This is a genomic window from Thioalkalivibrio sp. ALMg11 (assembly GCF_000377905.1).
GTDB lineage: Bacteria > Pseudomonadota > Gammaproteobacteria > Ectothiorhodospirales > Ectothiorhodospiraceae > Thioalkalivibrio.
On the sequence record NZ_KB898873.1, the window covers coordinates 434,174 to 449,074 of the forward strand.

The 14,901-nt window shown below is 66.0% G+C and carries 13 protein-coding genes; all 13 read left to right on the forward strand.

The features are described from left to right. Positions 1 to 197 precede the first annotated feature (197 nt). The 13 genes from D578_RS0107305 to D578_RS0107365 all read left to right on the forward strand — a co-directional run bounded on the left by D578_RS0107305 (position 198) and on the right by D578_RS0107365 (position 14,831). Positions 198 to 512, forward strand: coding sequence for a lipid asymmetry maintenance protein MlaB (locus tag D578_RS0107305; RefSeq protein ID WP_018949318.1), 315 nt, complete (start codon positions 198 to 200; stop codon positions 510 to 512). After that, entirely contained in the window at positions 505 to 867 is a 363-nt protein-coding gene (locus D578_RS0107310) for a response regulator (protein ID WP_018949319.1), read from the forward strand. Before D578_RS0107305 ends, D578_RS0107310 begins: the two co-directional genes overlap by 8 nt. A 2-nt stretch (positions 868 to 869) precedes the next feature. Then, positions 870 to 2,936 carry a chemotaxis protein CheA gene (locus D578_RS0107315; RefSeq protein WP_018949320.1) on the forward strand — a complete coding sequence of 689 codons (2,067 nt, stop codon included), beginning with the start codon at positions 870 to 872 and terminating at the stop codon, positions 2,934 to 2,936. Between the two features lie 20 nt (positions 2,937 to 2,956). Then, positions 2,957 to 3,478, forward strand: coding sequence for a chemotaxis protein CheW (locus D578_RS0107320; RefSeq protein WP_018949321.1), 522 nt, complete (start codon positions 2,957 to 2,959; stop codon positions 3,476 to 3,478). A gap of 21 nt (positions 3,479 to 3,499) precedes the next feature. Continuing rightward, positions 3,500 to 4,279, forward strand: coding sequence for a ParA family protein (locus D578_RS0107325; RefSeq protein ID WP_018949322.1), 780 nt, complete (start codon positions 3,500 to 3,502; stop codon positions 4,277 to 4,279). A gap of 24 nt (positions 4,280 to 4,303) precedes the next feature. Further along, entirely contained in the window at positions 4,304 to 6,547 is a 2,244-nt protein-coding gene (locus D578_RS0107330; protein ID WP_018949323.1) for a methyl-accepting chemotaxis protein, read from the forward strand. Between the two features lie 35 nt (positions 6,548 to 6,582). Then, positions 6,583 to 7,404, forward strand: coding sequence for a protein-glutamate O-methyltransferase CheR (locus D578_RS0107335; protein ID WP_018949324.1), 822 nt, complete (start codon positions 6,583 to 6,585; stop codon positions 7,402 to 7,404). Further along, positions 7,404 to 8,027, forward strand: coding sequence for a chemoreceptor glutamine deamidase CheD (gene cheD, locus D578_RS0107340; protein WP_018949325.1), 624 nt, complete (start codon positions 7,404 to 7,406; stop codon positions 8,025 to 8,027). The genes D578_RS0107335 and cheD overlap by 1 nt, the downstream gene beginning before the upstream one ends. Then, complete coding sequence (locus D578_RS0107345) at positions 8,028 to 9,107, forward strand: chemotaxis response regulator protein-glutamate methylesterase (RefSeq protein ID WP_018949326.1); 1,080 nt, start codon at positions 8,028 to 8,030, stop codon at positions 9,105 to 9,107. Between the two features lie 11 nt (positions 9,108 to 9,118). Continuing rightward, a complete protein-coding gene (locus tag D578_RS0107350; RefSeq protein WP_018949327.1) occupies positions 9,119 to 10,318 on the forward strand; it encodes a methyl-accepting chemotaxis protein in 1,200 nt (399 codons plus the stop codon). A 259-nt stretch (positions 10,319 to 10,577) separates the two neighbouring features. After that, the gene (locus D578_RS0107355) at positions 10,578 to 10,883 is read left to right on the forward strand and encodes an STAS domain-containing protein (protein WP_018949328.1); all 306 of its coding nucleotides are present in this window, start codon (positions 10,578 to 10,580) and stop codon (positions 10,881 to 10,883) included. 7 nt (positions 10,884 to 10,890) lie between these two features. Further along, complete coding sequence (locus tag D578_RS0107360) at positions 10,891 to 12,675, forward strand: SpoIIE family protein phosphatase (RefSeq protein WP_018949329.1); 1,785 nt, start codon at positions 10,891 to 10,893, stop codon at positions 12,673 to 12,675. Then, positions 12,672 to 14,831 (forward strand): bifunctional diguanylate cyclase/phosphodiesterase, encoded by a 2,160-nt coding sequence (locus D578_RS0107365; RefSeq protein WP_018949330.1) that lies wholly within the window; start codon positions 12,672 to 12,674, stop codon positions 14,829 to 14,831. Before D578_RS0107360 ends, D578_RS0107365 begins: the two co-directional genes overlap by 4 nt. The last annotated feature ends 70 nt before the right edge of the window (positions 14,832 to 14,901 follow it).

Consider the following 14,901-nt stretch of genomic DNA (forward strand, 5'->3'; position numbering starts at 1 on the left):
GAAAAAATGGGTTTCCGAGGGTAAAAATGGCAAGATCCTCGCACTGCCGAGGCGAAAGTCCAGCCCTTTATCGCGTAATCGAGGTGAAGCGCGTCTCAAGTTTTTGCGCTTCCAGCCGTACTAGAGTCTAGGAAAGGCTGGAATAGGCCTGTACAAAACCTGTACAGTGTGACCGTGTTCATAGAAGGGTACTGCAGATGACCACCATTGCGTTGCCGGAACGCCTGCGCATCGACACCGCAGCCGAGTGCTGGCAGGAACTGCGCGCGGCACTGGATGCCGGCGAAAACCTCCAGGTGGATGCCGCGGGCGTGACCGATGTGGATGCCGCCGGCGTGCAGGTCCTGCTGATGGCTCGCCACTCGGCCGCCCGCAATGCGCAAGGTTGTTCGCTGATCGGGACCAGCGCTGTGCTGGCCCAGGCCCTGCACGCCCTGGGCGTACCCGACGACGGATTCGCGTCGAGCGCCGAACAAAACGACGACAAGGATTCAGGAGACATCAATGGCTAAGGTTCTGGTGGTGGACGATTCCGCCTCGATGCGCCAGATGGTTGCATTCACCCTCAAGCAGGCCGGGCACGAGGTCATTGAGGGCCGTGACGGCAAGGATGGCCTGAGCAAGGCCCAGGGTGCCAAGGCGGATCTGGTGATCACTGACGTGAACATGCCGGCCATGGATGGCCTGCAGCTGACCCGCGAGCTGCGCAAGCTGGGCGACTACAAGTTCACGCCTATCCTGGTGCTGACCACCGAGGCCGGGCCGGAGAAGAAGCAGGAAGGCAAGGCCGCGGGTGCGACCGGCTGGCTGGTGAAGCCGTTTGACCCCGATCAGATGATGAACACCGTCAACCGGGTGCTGCGCTAATCATGTCGATCGACATGGCCCAGTTCATCGATGCCTTTCTCGAGGAGAGCTTCGAGGGGCTGGAGCGCATGGAGACCGAACTCCTGGCGCTGGACGGCGGCGACCCGGAGACGCTGAACACGATCTTCCGCTGCGCCCACTCGATCAAGGGCGGAGCCGGGACCTTCGGGTTCGGCGCGATCTCCGGGTTCACCCATGGTGTAGAGACCCTGCTGGACCGCATGCGGAACGGCGAGCAGGAGGCGGCCCCGGAAACCGTGAACCTCCTCCTGCGCGCAGTGGATACGCTGCGAGCGCAGTTGCATGCCGCCCGCGATGGCGGCGAGGCAGACGCCGCCGAAGTCGCCGAGGTCCGGACCCTGATCGAGGCCCACCTGGGGGATGCAGCGCCCGCCAGCGAGGCCGGGACCCCGCCCGCAGTCGATGGCGACGACGGTATCGACACCTCCAGCGGCGCGCACGACGGTGGCCCGCGCGGCTGGCGGATCCACTTCCAGCCCTACGCGGACCTGATGCGCACCGGCAACGACCCCCTGCGGATGTTCGAGGTGCTGGAGGAACTCGGCACGCTCAGCGTGCACTGCGAGACCGATCGCCTGCCGGACAACGCGGATGCCTTCGATCCGGAGGACTGCCACCTCGCCTGGACCCTGGAGCTGGAAGGCGATGCCACCCGCGATCAGGTCCAGGAGGTCTTCGAATGGGTCGAGGACGAGTGCGATCTCCTGATCGAACCCCTCGACGCGGACAGCGAGCCGACCACTGAAGCGCCCCCACTGACACCGGAACCGGCAGAAATGGGCGCGACCACCCCCCGTCCGCCGGAGGCCTCCGCTGCACGCGGCGGCAGCGGTAACCGTGGGGCGGAATCCAGCTCCATGCGGGTGAACGCCGGCAAGATCGACGCCCTGATCGACATGGTGGGCGAACTGGTGATCACCCAGTCGATGTTGACCGACATCAGCGAACAGCTCGAGGAAGACCCGTCGAAGATGGAAGCGCAGATCGAGCGCCTGCGCACCGGTCTGGGCGAGTTGGAACGCAATACCCGCGAGCTGCAGGAAAGCGTGATGAGCATCCGCATGGTGCCGATCGCGCAGGTATTCAACCGCTTCCCGCGCCTGGTGCACGACATCTCCGGTCAGCTGGGCAAGCAAATCGAGCTGACCCTGAAGGGCGAATACACCGAGGTCGACAAGACCGTGATGGAGCACCTGGGCGACCCGCTGGTGCACTTGGTGCGCAACGCCGTGGACCACGGCATTGAAATGCCCGAAGAACGCGCGGCGGCCGGCAAGCCGGAGACCGGCCAGGTCACACTGGAGGCCTTCCACCGCGGCGGTAACGTGGTCATCGAGATCCGCGACGACGGCAAGGGCATGGATGCCGACCGCATCCTGGCCAAGGCCCGCGACGCCGGGCTTGTCGGACCTAACCAGCATCTGGACCGCCACGAGATCCTGCAGCTGGTCTTCGAGCCGGGCCTGTCCACGGCGGACCAGGTCAGCGATCTGTCCGGTCGCGGGGTCGGCATGGATGTGGTCAAGAAGAACATCCGCGGCCTGGGCGGCAACGTGGAGCTGGAGTCGGAGCCCGGCAAGGGCTCGCGCCTGACCATCCGCCTCCCACTGACGCTGTCGATCATGGATGGCCAGCTACTGAAGATCGGCGATGAGACCTTCGTAATCCCGCTGATCGCGATCGTCGAGTCGCTGCAGACACTGCCAGAGAGCGTGAAACAGGCCTTCGGCAAGCTGCCGCTATACCGCCTGCGGGACGAATACATCCCGATCGTCGACCTCGCGGCCCTGTTCGGCCGCACCGAACCCAGCCCGCTGCCGGAACGCGCCCTGCTGGTGGTGGCCGAGGCCGACGACCAGCGTGTGGCGCTGCGGGTCGATGACCTGCTCGGTCAGCAACAGGTCGTCATCAAGACGCTGGAAACCAATTTCCGCAAGGTCCCCGGCACCGCCGGCGCCACCATCCTCGGGGACGGCCAGGTGGCCCTGATCCTGGATATCGCCGGGATCGCGCGCATGGCTAGCGGGCGCGATACCCGCGCAGCCTGATCATCAAGGAGCCGAACGCAATGGCGAACGACGCAACCCAATCGATCCACGACCCGGCAACCGCCGGCGAGGACCAGTACCTCACCTTCATCCTCGCGGAGGAAGAATACGGCGTGGACATCCTGCGGGTGCAGGAGATCAAGGGCTGGGAACGCCCCACCCCCCTGCCCAACACCCCGGACTACATCCGCGGCGTGATCAACGTGCGCGGCATGATCGTGCCGATCATCGACATGCGCATGCGCTTCGGCATGGAGCCGATGGACTACGGCCCGACCACGGTGGTGATCATGCTGCGCGTGGTGGGTGAGGAACGCGAACGCGTAATGGGCGTGGTCGTGGATGCGGTCTCCGAGGTCTACAGCATTGGTGCGGACAACCTGCAACCGGCACCCGACTTCGGGACCCGCATCGGGGTCAACTTCGTGCGCGGCCTGGCAACCGTCGAGGAGCAGATGATCCTGGTGCTGGACATCGACACCCTGCTGGGCCCGGGGCTGATTGCCAGCACGGATGCCATCGAGGCCGAGGCGACGGCGTAAGCCTGACCTCGCACACGAACCATGCGAACCATCGCGGTGATCAACCAGAAAGGCGGGGTCGGAAAGACGACCGTAACCCTGAACCTGTCGCATGCCCTGGCCCTGCAGGGGCACCGGGTGCTCGCGATCGACGCCGATCCGCAGGGTCATCTCAGCATGGCCTTCGGGCTGGAAGACCCCGCCGGCCTGGACCGCGTACTGCAGGACGAAGCCCTGCTGCAGGATACCTTCAGCGAGGCCGGCAACGGGCTGCAGATCGTCGCTGCCGGGGATCAGCTGCAGGAGGTCGAGAACCTGAACCAGGGCGGCGCCGAACGCGGCTGGCGCCTGAAGAAGGCCCTGGACGCGCTGGAGCAGGCATTCGATTTCGTTCTAATCGACTGCCCGCCCTCCGCCGGCCTGTTGGGCATGAACGCGATCATCGCGGCCGACGAGATGCTGATCCCGGTGGCCGGTGACTTTCTGGCCCTGAATGGACTTTCGCGGCTGATGCGCATCCTCCAGGGCGTCGAGGCGCGCCTGGGCTCGAGCCGCAAGAAGTGGATCGTGCTGTCGCGTTTTGTCGAGCAACGCCGACACGCCCGCGAAGTACGCCAGCGCATCCGCGAGCACTTCGCCGATGCGCTGCTGCCGACCACCATCCGCGAGACGGTGGTACTGGCCGAAAGCCCGAGCTTCGGGCAGACGATATTCGAGTACCAGCCGCGTCACCGCGCGGCCGAGGACTTTCAGCAGCTGGCCGCCGACCTGGTCGCGGCCGGGGCACAAACCACCACCCGCCCGACGGCGGCACACGCCTGAGCCTCGAGCCAGGGAGAACGGGCCATGACGACACGCAAACGCAACAAGCTGGGCAACGACCCGCTGGGCTGGCTGGACGAATCCAGCGAGACCGGCGAGCCGAGCGGGGGTGAGGCCACGCACTCGAGTGCGCCGCCCGATGCCGCCGCATCCGGACCCGAATCCCAGCCTGGCCCACAAACCGCCACGACACCGAAAGCGAACAAACCCGTGCGACGCCGTACCGCGGCATCGCGCCAGACGAACAAGCAAAGCGAGGACACCCCCATGGCCGCCAATCCGCAAACCCACACCGGCAGTGACCAGAACAGCCTCTTCATGCGCGCCGCCGTGCAAGGTGCCCGGACCGCGCTGATGATGTGCGACAGCGAAATGAACATCATCTACGCCAATCCGGCCGTGGTCGAACTTCTGCGCAACCGGCGCGACACCCTGCGCCGGGAGTTCCCGGGCTTTGATCCGGACAACCTGGTGGGTCAGTCGATCGACCAGTTCCACAAGGACCCGACGCACCAGCGCGCAATCCTTCAGAACCCCAAAAACCTGCCCTTCGAGGCCCGGATCCAGGTCGCCGACCTCAAATTCCGCTTGAACGCGACGGCGGTACTGGATGATGCCGGCGACTACCTGGGCAACATGGTCGAGTGGCAGGACATCACCGAACAGGAACGCGTGGAGCAAGAACGCACGCGAATGCGCGCCGCGGTCGAGGGTTCGCAAACCGCGCTGATGATGTGCGATCCGGACATGAATATCGTCTATGCCAACCCTTCCGTGGTGAGCCTGCTTCGCAGCCGTAGCGATGTCTTGCGCCGGGAGTTCCCGAACTTCGATCCGGACAACCTGGTGGGGCAGTCGATCGACCAGTTCCACAAGGACCCGACGCACCAGCGTGCGATCCTCCAGAACCCCGCGCGTCTGCCCTTCGAGGCAAACATTCAGGTCGCGGACCTGTATTTCAACCTAAACGCGACCGCCATTATCGATGCCGACGGGAACTACGCCGGTAACATGGTCGAATGGCGTGACACCACCGAGATGCGTCGGGCCGAGGATGCCATTGACGCCCTGATCAAGGACGCGGCTGCCGGCAACCTCGGCGAACGCCTGCTGCCGGAGGACTACCAGGGCTTTGCGCGCAATATTGCCGAGGGTGTCAACGAACTGTTGGACGCGGTGGTCCCGCCGCTGCGCGAGGGCTCCCGGGTCATGCAAGCGATGTCCGAGGGCGATCTGGCCGTGCGTATGGAAGGCGACTTCCAGGGAGAGTTCGGGAAATTCCGCGACGCCATCCACACCTCGCTCGAGAACCTCGACAACCTGGTTGGGCAGATCCTCGAGGGCGCCGGCAACGTGCGCTCGGCCTCGGCCGAGATCGCCCAGGGCAACACCGACCTGTCCCAGCGCACGGAAGAGCAGGCCTCCTCGTTGGAGGAGACGGCCTCGTCGATGGAGGAGATGACCTCCACGGTCAAATCCAACGCCGACAATGCCCGCCAGGCCAACCAGCTCGCCAGTGCCGCGCGCGACAAGGCGCAGGAAGGCGGCCAGATCGTCGAGAAGACGGTCTCGGCGATGGGCGAGATCAACCAGTCGTCAAAGAAGATCGCCGACATCATCGGCGTGATCGACGAGATCGCGTTCCAGACCAACCTGCTGGCGCTCAACGCGGCAGTGGAAGCCGCCCGCGCTGGCGAGCAGGGGCGTGGCTTTGCCGTGGTCGCCACCGAGGTGCGCAACCTGGCACAGCGCAGTGCCCAGGCCGCGAAGGAGATCAAGACCCTGATCAACGACTCGGTAGAGCGCATTGGCGAGGGCAGCAAGCTGGTCGACAACTCCGGCAAGGCGCTGGAGGAGATCGTCGACTCGGTGAAGAAGGTCTCCGACATCATTGCCGAGATCGCCGCCGCCAGCGAGGAGCAATCCACCGGCCTCGACGAGATCAACAAGGCTGTGACCCAGCTCGACGAGGTTACCCAGCAGAACGCCGCGCTGGTCGAAGAAGCCGCAGCCGCCAGCGAGTCGCTGGACGACCAGTCACGCGAGCTGCTGGACCTGATGGGCTTCTTCAAGGGCGTTGAGGCACCGATGGCCCGCCAGGCCATGCCGCAGTCGACTGCACGACCAGCCACCGGCAGGGCGGCTAGTGGCACGCCCGGACTGAAGCGCCCGGCCTCCGCCGGCGGCAACCACGAAGGCGGATCGGCCAAACGGCCGACCCCGGCTCCCTCGCGCCAGGCGGCGACCGAAGAATGGGAAGAATTCTAAGGCCCCGCAATCAATCCATCTCAGGGAGACACTGATTGGCCGCCTCCGACCGCCTGAGCGAACGCGACTTCCGGCGCGTTGTCCGCCTAACGCAGGAACGCACCGGAATCATGCTCAACGAGAGCAAGAAGGAGCTGGTATTCAGCCGGCTCTCGCGGCGGCTGCGCGTGCTCGGGCTGGATGCCTTCGACACCTATCTGGACCGAGTCGAAGGGGATGACGAGGGCGAAATTGAGGAGTTCATCAATGCGCTGACCACCAACCTGACCGCGTTCTTCCGCGAACCGCATCACTTCGAGATGCTGGGTGGCCCAGTGCTGCAGGAGATCCGACGGCTCAACCCGAACGGCCCGCTGAAGGTCTGGTCGGCGGGGTGCTCCACCGGCGAGGAGCCCTACTCCATCGCCATGACCCTGGCCGAGGCCCTGCCCTCGCCGGATGAGGTACGCATCCTGGCCACCGATATCGACTCGCGCGTGGTCGAGCATGCCGACGCCGGGGTCTATGACGCGAAGCGCGTCACCGGCATCCCGGGCGCACGCCAGCAACGCTGGCTGTTGCGCGGCAAGGGGGCCAACGAGGACCGGGTGAAGATCCGCGACGAGCTGCGCGCCATGGTGCATTTCAAGCAGCTGAACCTGTTCGACCCCTGGCCGATGAAAGGCCCACTGGACGTGATCTTCTGCCGTAATACGTTGATCTACTTCGACAAGCCGACCCAGAAGCAGCTGGTGGAGCGTTTTGCCAAGCTGCTACGCCCGGAGGGCTATCTGTTCATCGGTCACTCGGAGTCCCTGTTCCGCGTGACCGAGGACTTCCGGCTGCTGGAACAGACGCTGTACCGGCGGGCCCGCTGATGTCCGCCCTGCCGCAGCTGCACGATGACGCCTTCGCGCACATCAACCGCTACTGGGATCGGGTGCACGCCTGCCCGGCCGCGAAGCTGCTGCCGGGGGAATGCTATGTGTCGGTTTCGCGTTCGGAGCTGATCACCACGGTGCTCGGCTCCTGCGTCTCCGCCTGCGTGTGGTCATCCGAAGCCGGGGTCGGGGGCATGAACCACTTCATGCTGCCGGACGGCGACCGCGACAGCGGCTGGGGACCGGCCGTCTCCAGCGCCACCCGCTACGGCACCCACGCGATGGAGTTCCTGATCAACGAACTGCTCAAGCTGGGGGCCCGCCGCGAGGATCTGCGCATCAAGATGTTTGGCGGGGGCCGCGTGATGGCCGGGATGAGCGATGTCGGCGCGGGCAACATCGCCTTCATGCGCCGGTTCCTGCATGACGAGAACCTGGAATTGGTGGCGGAAGACGTGGGCGGGCGCTGGCCGCGCAAGGTCGTGTTCTTTCCTGCCACCGGGCGGGCACGGGTCAAGAAGCTCGTATCCCTGCACAACAACACCCTGCTCGAGCGCGAGCAGGACTACCGCCGCCAACTACAGGACGAACCCCTGCACGGCGACGTGGAGCTTTTCTAGATGCCCGCTACCCCCAACTCCATTCGCGTCCTGGTCGTCGACGACTCGGCCCTGATCCGCAAGCTGCTCACGGAGATCCTGTCCCAGGCGCCGGACATCGAGGTCGTGGCTGCCGCCGCGGACCCCTACGACGCCCGCACCAAGATCAAGCAGCACAAACCGGACGTGCTGACCCTGGACGTGGAGATGCCGAAGATGGACGGCATCACCTTCCTCCGCAATCTCATGCGGCTGCACCCGATGCCGGTTGTGATGGTCTCGTCACTGACCGAGGAAGGGGCCGACGTGACCCTGGAGGCGCTGGAGGTCGGCGCGGTGGACTTTGTCACCAAGCCCAAGGTGGACGTCTCCCACGCCCTGCAGGACTACGCCGACGTGCTGATCGACAAGGTCCGCACGGCGGCCGGTGTCCGCCTGCAGGCGCGCAGCGCGACACCCGCCCCGGCACCGCAAAGGCTGGCCGCCGCGGGCAGTGGACGCTTCCGAACCACCGACCGGGTCATCGTCCTGGGCGCCTCTACCGGCGGCACCGAGGCCCTGCGCGAGGTGCTGGTCGCGCTGCCGCCGGATGCCCCGGGTATCCTGATCACCCAGCACATCCCGGCCGGTTTCAGCCGCGCCTTCGCCGAACGCATGGACCGCAACACCGCGCTCAGCGTGAAAGAGGCCGAGGACGGCGATATCGTAATGCCCGGGCATGCTTATGTGGCCCCGGGCAGCGACTACCACCTGCGCCTGGCACGCGACGGCGCGCGCTACATCTGCCGGCTCGACCAGAGCGGCCCGGTGAACCGCCACCGCCCTAGCGTCGATGTGCTGTTCAACTCCGCCGCGGAGCAGGCGGGCGCGAATATTGTGGCTGCCCTGCTGACCGGCATGGGCGACGACGGGGCCCGCGGTCTGCGAGCGCTGCGCGAGGCCGGGGCCCACACCATCGCCCAGAACGAGAACACCAGCCTGGTTTGGGGTATGCCCGGCGAGGCTGTCAAACGGGACGCGGCCATCCAGGTTCTGCCGCTGGGCGGTATCGCCGCTGCGCTGATTCGGGATCACCGCAACGCCGCCGCATCCGGCCAATAGGAGCAACGTGAATGGACGACCGCATGCAATGGCTCACCCGTGATTCGGTCCAGAAAGCCCTCGCGCTGGCGCTGACCGCCCTGCTCCTGCTCGCGGCCATCATCACTGGCTTCTCCGCCGCCTGGTGGCAAGCGCTGGGCGCCGTGATCATGGCCGGGCTGGCCGCGCTGCTCACCCTGGGTATTCACCAGCGCGAGCGGGCGGCCACTGCCACCACGTCCGGCAAGGAAACACGCCCGGGTCAGCCCACCGGCGGGAGCGAACTCTCCGACGAGCTGGATCAAGCGATGGATTTCGAACTGGGGCAGCTGTCGGCCGAAATCGGCCGACAGCGTGGCCTGATCGCCGAGGCAGTGAAGGACCTGGGGTCCAGCTTCAACGAAATGCACGAAATCGCCGCACGTCAGATGGAGCTGATGACCAACGACATTGCACAGGGCAACGGCGACCAGGAGATGACCCAGGCCCAGATCATCACCGAATTAACCCGCAAGTCCGACGAGACCCTGCAGATGTTCATCGACACCCTGGTCGAGATCAGTCGCCAGAGTGTCGAAAGCGCCCACCATATGGAAGACATGAGCCAGCACATGGATGGGGTCTTCAAGCTGCTGGACAGCGCCGGCGCGATCGCCGGGCAGACCAACCTCCTGGCGTTGAATGCCAGCATCGAGGCCGCCCGCGCCGGCGAGGCCGGGCGCGGTTTCTCGGTGGTCGCCGACGAGGTCCGCACGCTGTCGCAGCGTTCGGCCACCTTCCACGACGACATCCGCAAGCAGATCGATCAGGCGCGCGAGTCGATCGTCAAGGTACACGGCACGGTGCATGACATGGCCTCGCGCGACATGAGCGACACCATGGGTGAAAAGGAGCGCATTACCGAGCTATTCGAATACGCCCAGCGCTCCACCGACGAACTGGACGCGCGAATCCGCGAAGAGGCCGAGTTGAGCGAACGCATGAACCAGGCGGTCTCCATCGCCGTACGCTCACTACAATTCGAGGACATTGCCCGACAGTCGCTGGGCACCGCTGACGAGGCGGTTGCCCACCTGCAGGAGCTTCAGGGCATCCTGCACGAGGCCCGCTCGACCGAGGACGCCCGGGCCATGGCGCAGCGCGTGCACGAGTGGCGCGAGCGTCGCCAGGAGAATTACCACCGCGCGGTGGACCAGCAGAACATGGCCACCGGCGACGTGGAATTATTCTGAGATTTTGCCATCCAACCTCCCCGCCGACGTCGCCCTTCCGGCATCATGCCGGCCATCATCCGCCAGGGGAACGCAGCTTCATTCGCGCCTCCCCGCAGCACACCGGATGTGCCGCCAGAATCGACCGGACCAAACGGTTGATTCCGGCACAAGCTGCGACTCGGATTTGCAGCGTCGCTTGCGCTGAACAAGCCAGGGTGGCTTTGTTCAGCGCCTACTCCACCGGGCACGAAGCCCCCCATAGCGCCAGGAATCGCATATGAGTATCGAGCAACACACCTCCGACGACGGCAAGGAAGTCCGCATCCGGGTCAAGGGTCGCTTCGACTTCGAACAGCACCAGGACTTCCGCGCCGCCTACCGCGACACCGCCGGGACCGGCGTGCGTTACACCGTGGACCTCTCGCAGACCGAATACATGGACAGCTCCGCTCTGGGCATGCTGCTCCTGCTGCGAGAACACGCCGGAGGCGAGTTCTCCGATGTCACCGTCACCAATGCCTCCCAGGGCGTGCGCAAGGTGCTGGATATCGCCAATTTCGGCCGCCTGTTCCGCATTCAGTAGCAGGGTCGTGGACGAACAGACCAACATCCCGACCAGCAACGAATCCTCGCCGGGCGATCTGATCTGCGGCGAGGGACTGGTGCTGGTGGTCGACGACGACCCGCACAACCGCCGCCTGCTGCGAATGATGCTGATGGGCGCCGGATACCGAATCCGCGAGGCCAACAACGGTCTTGCGGCCGTGGAGGCCTGCCGCGAGCAAGTGCCGGACCTGATCCTGATGGACGTGATGATGCCGGAGTTGGACGGCTACCAGGCCACCTCCCGCATCAAGGCCGCGATGGGCCATCACTTCGTCCCGGTGATCTTCCTGACCGCCCTGGACGATGAGAACGCCCTGCTGCGCGGCATCGAGTCGGGCGGGGATGATTTCCTCAGCAAGCCGCTGAATCTCGCGGTCCTCAAGGCCAAGATCCATGCGATGGAGCGCCTGCGCGACCTGCACGCGGGGCTGCAAAGCCGCAATGAGGCCCTGCTGCGCGCCCAGGCTCGCCAGGCCTGGGAAGAAGAGACCGCCGAAGGCCTGTTCTCGCGCGCCATCACCCGCCGCAACCAAGGTCTGGACCGGTTGCGGTTGCATCGCTGCGCTGCCTCCACCTTCAGCGGCGACGTAGTGCTCTCCGACTACACCCCCGACGGGGCGCTGCGCGTCCTGGTAGGCGATTTCACTGGCCACGGGCTGACCGCCGCGATCGGGACATATCCGGTCAGCGAGACCTTTCACACCCTGACCCAGGAAGGCGTGGACGACCAAGAACTGCTACACGAGTTGAACCACGTCCTGCACGATTTCCTGCCAGCCGCGATGTTCATGGGTGCGCTGCTCGTCACGTTCTCCGCCGACGGCCGCCGGGTCCGCCTGTGGAACGGCGGCATGCCCGACGCCTGGCTGTGCAACTCGCAACGGGACCGGGTGCGGCGCATCCAGTCCCAGGCCATGCCACTGGGCATCCTCGACCGCCTCGACGCTGATACCGGAACCCGTTCCTTCGATCTAGACGAGGGCGACTGGCTCACGCTGGTCAGCGACGGGGTGCTGGAGGCCACCGATGTCGCTGGCACCGCGTTCGGCGAAGGCACGATCTCTCGCCACTGCCAGTCCAGCCAGTCCTCTGCGGATGCTTTCGAGCGCATCCGCGAAGCGCTGGACACCCACTGCGGGGAAAAGACGCCCGCCGACGACATGACCCTGGTGACCATCGACTGCACGCCCGCGGTAGTCACCGAAAGCGAGCGCCCACAGGGTCGCCAGCTAGGGGGCACCCTACGTTGGTCAGTGGAGGCCAGCGACCAACGCCTGGCCGAGATTGACTTGGTCGGCGCGGCCCGATCCCAGCTGCTCGAATGGCTGCCGAACCTGGGAGGCGGCCACGCCGAGGCACTACAGACGGTCATCGCCGAGCTTTGCAATAACGCCTTCGAGCACGGTGTGCTGCGCCTGGACTCCGACATGAAGGCCACGGTAGAGGGCTTCGAGCAGTACTACCAGCAGCGGACCGAGGGCCTGCGTGACATTCGCGGCCGTATCGGCATCTCCCTGCGCTACCGGCCCATGGCCGGTCAGCACTGCATTCGCATCCGGGTGCGCGACAGCGGCCCGGGCTTTGACCACCGCCAGATCCAAGAGGCCCTGGAAGGCCATGGCGAGAAGCGGCTGTGGGGGCGCGGTCTGAACCTGGTGCGCCAGCTCTGCGAGCAGGTTCGCTATCACGGCAGCGGCAACCTGGTGGAGGCGGACTATCGTTGGCGCGCCGCCACGGGTACCGGGTCCGAGGGTGGAGAGTCAGGATGAGCTACGCCCTGGAAGCCATGCACAGCCCGGCGCCGATCGATCTGGTCAACGCCCTGAGCGAGGCGGTGCTGTTCGTCACGGCCGATGGCCACGTGCGCTACGCCAACCCGGCGGCGGAACGCCTGTTCGGCACGACCGCCTGCAGCCTGGACGGACGCGACCTGGCTGCCCTGATCACACCCCGCGATCCGGCCTTCGATCTGCTCGAACGCCTGCGCGAATCGACCCGCGCGGATGGTTGGATCCCCCGCCGCGATCCGGTTGAACTCCTCTGCGAGGATGGCCAGTCGCGGCCGGCCCTGCTCGATATCGGAACCTGCCAGCACACGCAGGAACACGTGCAGTTCGTGGTACTGCGCGAGCAGCGGCCGGGGCACCCCGCCGACACGCCGGAACAGGCCGAACACCTGCGCGAGGCCATCGACCTGCTGACCCGTCAGGTGCAAGAACGCATGCGCGCCGAACAGGCCCTGCAGGACAGTCATCGGCGCCTGGTGGCCGCGCAGCGGGTAGCCCGGATCGGCCACTGGGAGTTCGTACTGGAGACCGACGAACTCCAGCTGTCACCAAGTGCCAGCGTCCTGTTCGGGCATGACGACCGTCCCCGCTCCATGCCCCGCGAGGCGCTGGTCGAAGCCACCCATCCGGATGACCGCGCGGCCATGGCCTTTGCCCTGCTGCGCCTGGCCAACGGGGAAACCGAGCGTTTCTCGATTCGGCACCGCCTGCTACTACCCAACGGCGAGGAACGCTACATGCTGGCCGAGGGCGAGCGCGCCGAGGATTCGCCCGCCCGCATCCTCGGCATCCATCAGGACCTGACCGAGCGCGAGAAGACCGAGCAGGCGTTGTTCAAGCTGGTGAATTTCGACGCCCTGACGGGCCTGCCCAACCGCACCGGGCTGCGCACCCGATTGCGCACCGCCCTGGACGAGGCCGAGCGCCAGGGGGAATCACTGGCGGTGCTGCTGCTGGACATCGACCGTTTCACCTCCATCAACAGCACCCTGGGCCACGACGCCGGGGACGCTCTGCTGAACGCGCTGGCCCGGCGCTTGCAGAACCTGCTGCGCCCGCGCGACACCCTGGCCCGACTGGCCGCTGACGAGTTCGCAGTGATCCTGACCGAGATCGAGGACCTCGCCCAGGCGCAGGCACGCGCGCAGACCGTTCTGGATCACTGCTCGGAACCGTTTGCCCTCGGGAAGGGTCAGCATGTCGCCACCAGCAGCGTGGGCATCAGCCTGTTCCCGCAAGATGCGCGCGGCAAGGATGACCTGCTGCGGCAAGCTACCAGCGCCCTGCACGAGGCCAAGGCCTCGGGCGGCAACACCTGCCGCTTCTATACCCAGGAGCTGAACACCCAGGCGCGCGAGCAACTGGAGCTGGAACAAGGCCTGCGAGCCGCGCTTCGCCAGCAAGAATTCGAGCTCTACTATCAGCCCCAGACCGGCCTGAACCACGGCGATACCGTCGGCGTCGAGGCCCTGATTCGCTGGCGCCACCCCGAGCGCGGGATGATCTCGCCGGGCGAATTCATCCCGCTGGCGGAGAAGACCGGACTGATTGTGCCCATCGGCGACTGGGTCCTGCGCACCGCCACGCGGCAACTGGCGGAATGGGATCGCCAGGGCCTGCCACCGCTGCGCCTGGCGATCAACCTCTCCGCCCGTCAGTTCGCCGACCCCGAGCTCCCCGAGCGCATCCTCGAAACGCTTAATGCGGCCGGACTCGCCCCCAAGCGCCTGGAGGTGGAGATCACCGAGAGCGTGCTGGTCGAGGACATCGACGCGGCCGCCGAGATGCTCCAGCGCCTGGTGCACCTCGGCGTCTCGGTGGCGATCGACGACTTCGGCACCGGGCAGTCGTCCCTGCGCTACCTGCGGCGGCTGCCGCTGACCACGCTGAAGATCGACCGCGAGTTCACCTGGGGCATCGGCAACGACCCGGACGACGAGGCGATCACCCGCGCGATCATCGGCCTGGCCAAGACCCTGAAGCTGCGAGTCCTGGCCGAGGGCGTGGAGACCGAACAGCAGCACGCCTTCCTGCGCGACATGGGCTGCGACGAGGTCCAGGGCTTCCTGCTCGGCCGCCCGATGCCCGCCGCCCAGCTCGAACGCGAATGGAAGGAACGCACGCGCACACAGGGATAATCGCTTTTGGTGTGCCCCACAGAGGACACGGAGAAAACCGAGGATGGTCTTGTAGCGAGTAGGATGCTGA

What these genes read in the sequence shown, in the direction of transcription:
- D578_RS0107305 (WP_018949318.1), top strand. Translation starts at nt 198, where the DNA reads ATGACCACCATTGCGTTGCCGGAACGCCTGCGCATCGACACCGCAGCC.
- cheD (WP_018949325.1), top strand. Translation starts at nt 7,404, where the DNA reads ATGTCCGCCCTGCCGCAGCTGCACGATGACGCCTTCGCGCACATCAAC.
- D578_RS0107310 (WP_018949319.1), top strand. Translation starts at nt 505, where the DNA reads ATGGCTAAGGTTCTGGTGGTGGACGATTCCGCCTCGATGCGCCAGATG.
- D578_RS0107330 (WP_018949323.1), top strand. Translation starts at nt 4,304, where the DNA reads ATGACGACACGCAAACGCAACAAGCTGGGCAACGACCCGCTGGGCTGG.
- D578_RS0107365 (WP_018949330.1), top strand. Translation starts at nt 12,672, where the DNA reads ATGAGCTACGCCCTGGAAGCCATGCACAGCCCGGCGCCGATCGATCTG.
- D578_RS0107325 (WP_018949322.1), top strand. Translation starts at nt 3,500, where the DNA reads ATGCGAACCATCGCGGTGATCAACCAGAAAGGCGGGGTCGGAAAGACG.
- D578_RS0107355 (WP_018949328.1), top strand. Translation starts at nt 10,578, where the DNA reads ATGAGTATCGAGCAACACACCTCCGACGACGGCAAGGAAGTCCGCATC.
- D578_RS0107350 (WP_018949327.1), top strand. Translation starts at nt 9,119, where the DNA reads ATGGACGACCGCATGCAATGGCTCACCCGTGATTCGGTCCAGAAAGCC.
- D578_RS0107315 (WP_018949320.1), top strand. Translation starts at nt 870, where the DNA reads ATGTCGATCGACATGGCCCAGTTCATCGATGCCTTTCTCGAGGAGAGC.
- D578_RS0107320 (WP_018949321.1), top strand. Translation starts at nt 2,957, where the DNA reads ATGGCGAACGACGCAACCCAATCGATCCACGACCCGGCAACCGCCGGC.
- D578_RS0107345 (WP_018949326.1), top strand. Translation starts at nt 8,028, where the DNA reads ATGCCCGCTACCCCCAACTCCATTCGCGTCCTGGTCGTCGACGACTCG.